This is a genomic window from Streptomyces katrae (assembly GCF_000966975.1).
Lineage (GTDB): Bacteria > Actinomycetota > Actinomycetes > Streptomycetales > Streptomycetaceae > Streptomyces > Streptomyces katrae.
Genome location: NZ_JZWV01000214.1, coordinates 1 through 7,742, shown reverse-complemented (window position 1 = coordinate 7,742; position 7,742 = coordinate 1). Strand labels below are relative to the sequence as shown.

Below are 7,742 nucleotides of genomic sequence, written 5' to 3'. Positions count from 1 at the left end.
TGCCGCGACTGCCGCTTCTGCAGCAGCAGCTGCACCTGGTCCGGCTCCAGCAGGCCCGGGATGCCGAGGTAGTCCTGCTCCTCCTCGCTGCCCGGGTGGGCCTGCATGCCGAACTCGGCGCCGTCGTACAGCACCCGGTCGAAGACGGCGTCGGACTCCAGCGCCTCGAAGGACATCTGCTCGTCCTCGCCGGTGTCCTCGTCCTCCTGCCGGTTCGCCTCCTCCATCTCCTTCTCGGACTCGGCGTACGGGTCCTCGTCCTCGCCCGCCTTCTTCGGCCGGTCCAGGACGTGGTCGCGCTCGACCTCCATCTCGTTCGCGAAGCCGAGGAGGTAGGGGATCGTCGGAAGGAACACGGAGGCCGTCTCGCCGCGCCTGCGCGATCGCACGAAGCGGCCGACGGCCTGCGCGAAGAACAGCGGGGTCGAGATCGTCGTCGCGTACACGCCCACCGCGAGGCGGGGCACGTCGACGCCCTCGGACACCATGCGGACCGCGACCATCCAGCGCTCGTCGTTCCCGCTGAAGGTGTCGATGTTCTTCGAGGCGCCCGCGTCGTCGGAGAGCACGAGGGTCGCCTTCGTCCCCGTGATCTCCCGGATCAGCTTCGCGTACGCGCGCGCCGCGTCCTGATCGGCGGCGATCACGAGCCCGCCCGCGTCCGGGATGCCCTTCCTGACCTCCGTGAGGCGCTGGTCGGCGGCGCGCAGCACGTTCGGCATCCAGTCGCCGCGCGGGTCCAGCGCCGTGCGCCAGGCCTGCGAGATGGCGTCCTTGGTCATCGGCTCGCCGAGGCGGGCCTCGATCTCGTCGCCGGCCTTGGTCCGCCAGCGCATGTTGCCGCTGTAGGACAGGAAGATCACGGGCCGGACGACTCCGTCGCCCAGCGCGTTGCCGTAGCCGTACGTGTAGTCGGCGGAGGAGCGGCGGATGCCGTCGTTCCCCTCCTCGTACGTCACGAACGGGATCGGGTTGGTGTCGGACCGGAAGGGCGTTCCGGTCAGGGCCAGGCGGCGGGTCGCCGGGTCGAAGGCCTCCAGGCAGGCCTCGCCCCAGGACTTGGAGTCGCCGGCGTGGTGGATCTCGTCCAGGATCACCAGGGTCTTGCGCTGCTCGCAGCGGTTGCGGTGCAGCATGGGCCGTACGCCGACACCGGCGTAGGTGACGGCGACGCCGTGGTAGTCCTTGCTGAGCGGCCCGGCCGAGTACTCGGGGTCGAGCCGGATGCCTATGCGGGCGGCGGCCTCCGCCCACTGCTTCTTCAGGTGCTCGGTCGGCGCGACCACGGTCACCTGCTGCACCACGTGGTGGTGCAGCAGCCAGGAGGCCAGGGTCAGCGCGAAGGTGGTCTTGCCGGCGCCGGGGGTGGCGACGGCGAGGAAATCACGGGGCTGGGTCTGGATGTACTTGTCCAGCGCCCCCTGCTGCCAGGCACGCAGCTTGCTGGCGGTACCCCACGGCGCACGGCCGGGGAAGGCGGGTGAGAGGTGGTGGGAGGCGGTAGTAGTCACGGTCTCCGGTTCGGGCTCTCGGTGGCGGTCGTACTGTGCTCAGGACGACCGGTCGGACAACCGGGCCACCTTACCCGCGCCACCGCACCCCCCGCGGAGGGACAGGCCCGTGACCTCGGGCAGTGCGGCGAGCGTCACACCGGGACCAACTCCCGCAGCCTGTCGGCGATCACCGCCACCCGGGCCTCGGCGCCGGAGGCCACGTCGACGACCAGCGCGTACGCCGCGTCCTGGTCGGCGGCCGCCGGATCGGCCCCGTTCACGGCGAGGAAGGTCGCGGCGGCGAGCCAGGCGGTGCGCTTGTTCCCGTCGACCAGGGGATGGTTCACGGCGATGCCGTGGAGCAGCGCGGCGGCCTGCTCGTGGAGGTCGGTGTAGGCCGGTGTCCCGTACATGCGTGCCCGGGGCCGGTGCACGGCGGACTCCAGCAGTCCGGGGGCGCGCAGCTCGACCGGCTGGTCCTGGGCCAGGCAGGCGTACCGGGCCAGGCCGAGCACGTCGGCGAGGGTGAGGTGCCGCACGGCGCCGGTCGTCGTCCTCATTCCCCGAGCCGCTTCAGCAGGGGCGCGTGCAGCAGCGCCAGCCGCTCCGCGACGGTACCGACCCGCTCGCGTTCCCGGCGCAGGTGCTCCCGTACGGCCGCCAGGGCGAGCTCCTCCGGTGTGGCGCCGGAGGCGTCGGCGAGGTCGGCGCACTCCGCGTACTCGGCGTCGGAGAGTGAAATGATCAGCTCGTTCACGTGCGCAGCGTAACGGCGCGGCGGGCCGGCCTCAGCCGGTTTTCCCGGCCGGACGCTCGTGCAGCCGGGTCGCCACCCAGGCCCCCACCAGGGCCACGCAGGCCATCGGCAGGAACACGACGAGGAACGCGGCCGGGTGCGAGGCGCCGCCGCCCGCGTCGAGCGCGTGCCCCGCGCCCACCGCTCCCCCGCCCAGCGCGGCGAAGGCCGCACCGCCGGCCGCCAGCAGCACCACGTTGGCCACGGCGTCGGAGATCTGGAGCGCGGCGGAGTTCGCCCCCGCCTCCTCCGGCGCCGACAGCCGCATCAGCAGCACGCTCGTCGAGCCGATCACCAGACCCATGCCCAGGGAGCCCACGGCCCAGGCCAGGGCCAGGGTCCACACCGGCACCGACTCGATCAGCACCGCGGGAGCCGCGGCGATCGCGAGGGCCACCATCACCATTCCGGCGACCATCAGCCGCTCCCGGTAGGGAGCCGTACGCCCCTGGGACTGCACCCACGAACCCAGCGCCCAGGTCACCCCGCCCAGTGCCAGCGAAAACCCGGCCAGGGTCGGGCTGAGCCCGCGCTGGGTGACCAGCATCAGCGGCACGAAGCTCTCCGCGCCGATGAAGGCCCCGGCCGCCACGCCGCGCAGCAGCACCACGGACGGCAGCCCGCGCCGCGCCCGGTACGTCCCGCGCGGCAGCAGCCCCAGCACCGCCGGCACCAGCAGGGCGGCCCCGGCGGCCGCGGGCAGCAGCGACAGCCACCGCAGGTCCTGCGCGGCGTACTGCAGCAGCCCAGCGCCCACCGAGATCCCGAGGGCCAGCCGGATCCGCCGCCGGTCGAAGGCGGCGGGCTCGCCGGTGGTCTCCACGGGCCCGGAGGCCGTCCGCCGGATGGCCGGCAGCGCCACGATCAGCGGTACGACGACCAGCACGGGGATCCCCAGGAACACCCACCGCCAGCCGAGCCGCTCGGTGACCGTCCCGGCCGCCAGCGGCCCGACGATGGACGGCACCACCCAGCTCGCGGCGAAGGCCGCCATGATCGCGGGCCGCAGCCGCTCCTCGTAGGCCCGGCTGACGACCACGTACAGCGCGACGATCACCAGCCCGCCCCCGAACCCCTGCACGGCCCGCCCCAGCACGAACACCCCCATGACGGTGGCCGTCCCGGAACACACCAGCCCGGCGGCGAAGCCCCCGATCCCGACGCTCAGCGGCCGCAGCGGCCCCTGCCGGTCGGCCCACTGGCCGGCCAGGACCATGCCGAAGAGGCTGGTGGTGAAGTAGGCGGAGAACCCGAAGGCGTAGAGCCCGATGCCGTCGAGCTCACGCGCGGCGACGGGCATGGCGGTCCCGACGGCGGTGGCCTCGAAGGCGATCAGGAAGATCACGGAAATGATCCCGACGCTCAACGTCCGGTACGCGGGCCCCAGAATGCCGCCCGGCGGTGTGGACGGGGCGGCGGGGGTCGCTGATATCCGGGGTTCAAGGGCACTCATCGCCCCAGAGTAAGGTGCGCGGCCTTGATTCGCCCCTGTCAATTGGTCGGATCCCACGTGCTCCTCGAGACCTAGGCCGGACGGCCCGTGTAAACGCCGCATGGCAGTCACATTGCATCCCCCGCGCCTCCCTTCCGGCTCGAACCGGGGCCCCGTAGCGTCGTACCCGTCGAAGCACCACAAGGCCGTGTGCCCGAGAGGTTTAGGGACTCGCCTGCAAAGCGAGTTACACCGGTTCGATTCCGGTCACGGCCTCGGGGAGGAAACGAAGGCCGCCCGGGGGGGACTCCCCCGGGCGGCCTTCGGCTTTCAGCCGGGCGGCAGGTCCGAGGCCCGGGCGGGCAGGCCGCCGTCGCCCGCGCACTGGAGCTCCTTGGCGACGGCGAGGGCGGCGGAGTGGGTGATGGCCAGGTAGTCGGGGCGGAGGATGGTTTCGCCTTTGCTCCCGGGCCACTGCTCGTGGAACAGGACCTTGATTCGCAGGGGAACGTCCGCTGTGGAGCCCACGCGGGGGCTGACGCAGTCATAGGAGAGGTGCACGAACTTCTGTTCACGGACAGCCACCCGCACACCCCGGTCGCTCACGCCCGGGAAGTCGACGGGATCTCCGGCGTACAGGCTGTACGCCGTGAACTGCATCGACAACGTCGGCACGTAATGTCCCTTGTCTGAACCTGCGACCTCGCAGGTCGACTGAGGCATCTCATTGATCCTCTTGCCAGACCTGTACGCGTCCTCCATCACCTGTGCGACGGCCCGGGCGTCCGGATTCCACTTCTGGTTCAGAAGCTGGAACTCCGTGGACTCAAGAACCCGCTCCAGCGCCTTCCTGCCGTCTTCAGGGAACAGGCCGGCACAGGCCTGATCAGCTGAGACCCTGGTCACGGTCGGCACCGGGGCCTGCTGCTCGGGCCTTCCACCGGAGCAGCCCACAGTCGCCGTGACGACGAACGCCAAGCCCACCACGACTCCCGTCGGATGCGACCCCGTCCGAACGCGGTTCACTCGATGCCCTTGGTCTGCGCCTCGTGACCCTGCTGGTTGGCGACGGAGTTACCGGTCGCGTAGCCGATGCGCATCGATTCCATGAGGTCGTTGCCGAACTCGCCGTTCTGATCGATGTCATGACGGCGCATGAATACCAGCATGGGCGCCTCGGCGTTGCGCTCACCGGCCTTGAACATCGCCTTGTTCGCATCGTGTGCCTGACCGCCGAGCTTGTCCTTGTGTTCCTCCTTGGCCTCGTCCGACCACTCCCCGATGACCTGCCCGGCGGCCTGCTCAACGAGACCGGTACCGGTGTCCATGGCCAGGGGGACGACGACCGCCGCCACGCCTGCCGCAGCCGCCGTAGCGGGCAGGAAGGCGACACTGGCCGCGATGGCGGCCGTGGTGCCGAACTCAATCCAGGAGGAGCTCTGCTCGTGCGCCTTCTCGTACGCCTCCTGCCTCTTGTCGGCCTCTCCCTTGACTTGTTCCGCCCGCGATTGGTCGAGGATGCCCTGCACCTCGGCACTGCTTCGGATCGCCGCCCGAGCCCGGCCCTCGTCGATCGCGCCGTCGTGTACGGCCTGGCTCTCCAGGACGCTCGTGGAGTAGACGCGTTCGGCGGTGGATGCAGTGGCGTAGGCGTCGGGGTGCTGCCCGAGGGCGGCCAACAGGTCACGGGCACCGTCACGCCCGAATTTCGCGTGTGCTTGCCTGTCGCCGTCGTGTGGGGCGAAGACGCTCTGCTCGTCGTTTTCGTTCAGCCCCCAGTTGACGTCGTCGATGTAGCCGGCGGTCATGTTTCCCAGGCTGTCCGCGAGGACCTCGTGCTGCTTGAGAAGTCCGGCGTCGCCGCCGTACTTCAGCGCTACAGCCTCCATGACGTGCGCCCCCGCCTCGGTCCGGTGGAGCTCGGGCTTGGGGTCGTCCCAGGCGTGGCCGAGAGTTGCCGCTTCCAGGGCATGCCCCAGGGCATCGGGCATGTAGGTGCCGGCCTTCTTCAGGTCGTCGGGGTTCATGCCTTCCATGTCGATGGTGGAGTGGTACTTCCCGTTGGCGAAGAAGTCGAGGTAGCTCTCGACCGGCTTTCCCCTGGCATCCTTGCCCAGGTCCGCTGCCCCAGACTTCTCGGTGCCGTCCTGGTTGTAGGCGTGCGGGTGGCTCTTCGGGTCGAAGAACTGGGCCGACGCCTCCGGGCTGTGGCCGAGCGCCTCCAGGAAGCTGACCACCGGGTCGTAGCCCGCTCCGTTGATCCCGGAGGGGTTCAGCATGTTCTTGCCGTAGCCGTTGAGCTGGCGGGTCTGGCCGAAGAAGTCCGGGTTCTTGGCGTGGATCTGCGTCGCGTGTTCGGCGATCGGAACGAGGAACTTCGGGTCGTAGTTCCCGTAGCGCATGATCCCGCCGAGCAGCTGGTACCCGTAGGGCGGGTTCTGGTCGTAGCGGGCCAGGGGGATCTGCTGGGTGCCCAGCTTGCGGAGCTCCGCCGCGTAGCTGTCGGGCAGGTGGGGTTCGGTGGTGGAGCGGGTGGCGGTGGCCAGGTTGAAGCCCAGGTTCCTCTGGAGCTCCTGGACGTCCTTCAGCCGCTGCTCGTCCAGCTTCCCGTACTCGTAGGTGTCGGTCGCCATGGTGCCGAAGAACTGGAGCGCGCCCCTGGGGCCGAGGTTGCCGTAGAAGGTGGTGGAGAACTCCGGGACCTTGGCGTTGTCGGCCAGCAGCTCGTTGAGCTCCGTCAGCTCGGCGTGCGAGAGGTTCCGGCCCTTCCTCGCGAGGTCCGTGGCACGGCCGGCCTGTTCGGCGGTGAGGTTGGCGTACTTCGGGACGCTGAAGTTGTGGTCCTCGGCGAGGTTGGCGTTCAGGAGGCGGGCGAGGGACTGGTCGACGTCGTCGCAGGAGTCGATGGCGGCGTCGACCTTCGCCTGCCACAGGGGCCGGTTGATGCGGAGCGACTCCTGGTAGTCGGGGTCGTGCCGGGCCGCGTCGCGGTCCGCGTCGGTGGCCAGGGGTAACGTCTCGACCTTCCCCTTGGCGTCGACGCGGAAGCCGGCGGCGGGGGCTTCTTCCTCGGCGATCTTCCTCAGCCGTTCGCGGGAGGACCGGAAGGTGTCGTGGCCCTGGGTGAGGGCCTGGTGGATGCCCTTGGCCTCCTTGGCGGCGTCCTCGAACTCCTTGGCGGTCTTGACGACGAACGGCCGCGCCACGCCCGCGGTGACCCCGCTCCATTCGGCCTTGTCGGCCTTGGCCTTCATGCCGTTGCGGGCGGCCTCTGCCAGCTCCTCCAGCTTGACGACCATCGCCTGCCAGTCGCGGACGGCGGCGGCGAGTTTGTCGACCGGGGCGTTCAGGACGTTCTCGTACGTCAGCACGGCCGCGCGCAGCCCTTCGCTACTTGAGGTACTCGTCGATCTTGGAGGACGTGAACTCGGCGTAGAGCTGCTGCTCTTCCTTGGCATGGGAGGAGAGGGAGTAGTTGAGCCCGTTGGAGATCTGGGCGCAGGCGGCGACGAGGGTCTTGACCTGGCTCTCCCAGCGACTGTTGGCCTTGGCGAGGGCCGCCCCGGTGGCGAAGCCCTCCCTCGAGAGCGCGCCGGCCGCCTCGGTGGAGGCGGTGGCGGCGTGCCGGCCGTCGGTCTGGAGGCGGGAGTGGAGCTTGTGGGCCTCGCTGCCGATGGCGCCGATGTGGTCCTGGTTGAGTGCGAGGTCGGGCGTGCCGGGGGCGCTGCCGGCGTGGTCGAGCCGCAGGGCCGCGTTGGCGGCGGCGGTGGCGCGCGCCGTGGCCCATTCCTCGTCGAAGGACATCCGGTGCGCTCCACTCCCGTGCGGTTCAGCGATTGGCCGCCCTGCGTACGACGACCGCGGTGACGGCACCGCCGATCAGGACACAGGCCCCGAGGCCGAGGGCGATCCAGGTCCAGCTGCTGCCGTCGCCCTTGTCTACCGCAGGAGCGGCGTGCGGCGCCTGCGACGGGGTGATCTTTCCTCCGGTCGAGGGAACGGGCGTGTCCTTGGCCTGCCG

General features: G+C 70.5%; 7 protein-coding genes, 1 tRNA gene and 1 pseudogene. 1 reads left to right on the top strand and 8 read right to left on the bottom strand.

Annotated elements, in window-relative coordinates:
- The 4 genes from VR44_RS09950 to VR44_RS09935 form a co-directional block, all read right to left on the bottom strand.
- Positions 1-1,511, bottom strand: a 1,511-nt coding sequence (locus VR44_RS09950) for a DEAD/DEAH box helicase (protein ID WP_045947055.1), incomplete at its 3' end; no start/stop codon positions are given.
- Between the two features lie 134 nt (positions 1,512-1,645).
- Positions 1,646-2,053 (bottom strand): type II toxin-antitoxin system death-on-curing family toxin, encoded by a 408-nt coding sequence (locus tag VR44_RS09945; RefSeq protein ID WP_094191533.1) that lies wholly within the window; start codon positions 2,051-2,053, stop codon positions 1,646-1,648.
- On the bottom strand, positions 2,050-2,250 hold the full coding sequence (locus tag VR44_RS09940; protein WP_045947053.1) for a hypothetical protein: 201 nt from the start codon (positions 2,248-2,250) through the stop codon (positions 2,050-2,052). The genes VR44_RS09945 and VR44_RS09940 overlap by 4 nt, the downstream gene beginning before the upstream one ends.
- A gap of 31 nt (positions 2,251-2,281) precedes the next feature.
- Positions 2,282-3,742, bottom strand: coding sequence for an MFS transporter (locus tag VR44_RS09935; RefSeq protein WP_045947052.1), 1,461 nt, complete (start codon positions 3,740-3,742; stop codon positions 2,282-2,284).
- A gap of 183 nt (positions 3,743-3,925) precedes the next feature.
- On the opposite strand from VR44_RS09935, the gene VR44_RS09930 reads away from it, so the two are divergent.
- Positions 3,926-3,997: transfer RNA gene (locus tag VR44_RS09930), tRNA-Cys, on the top strand.
- A gap of 54 nt (positions 3,998-4,051) precedes the next feature.
- On the opposite strand, the gene VR44_RS09925 is transcribed toward VR44_RS09930, so the two are convergent.
- From VR44_RS09925 to VR44_RS09910, 4 genes and pseudogenes are all read right to left on the bottom strand, one after another.
- Positions 4,052-4,699 (bottom strand): hypothetical protein, encoded by a 648-nt coding sequence (locus VR44_RS09925; protein ID WP_157880259.1) that lies wholly within the window; start codon positions 4,697-4,699, stop codon positions 4,052-4,054.
- Positions 4,700-4,743: 44 nt separating this feature from the next.
- Complete coding sequence (locus tag VR44_RS09920; RefSeq protein WP_045947050.1) at positions 4,744-7,092, bottom strand: NADPH-dependent FMN reductase family protein; 2,349 nt, start codon at positions 7,090-7,092, stop codon at positions 4,744-4,746.
- Between the two features lie 19 nt (positions 7,093-7,111).
- A complete protein-coding gene (locus VR44_RS09915; RefSeq protein ID WP_045947049.1) occupies positions 7,112-7,525 on the bottom strand; it encodes a hypothetical protein in 414 nt (137 codons plus the stop codon).
- A 25-nt stretch (positions 7,526-7,550) separates the two neighbouring features.
- Positions 7,551-7,742: pseudogene (locus tag VR44_RS09910) on the bottom strand (type VII secretion-associated serine protease mycosin); the annotation flags it as partial.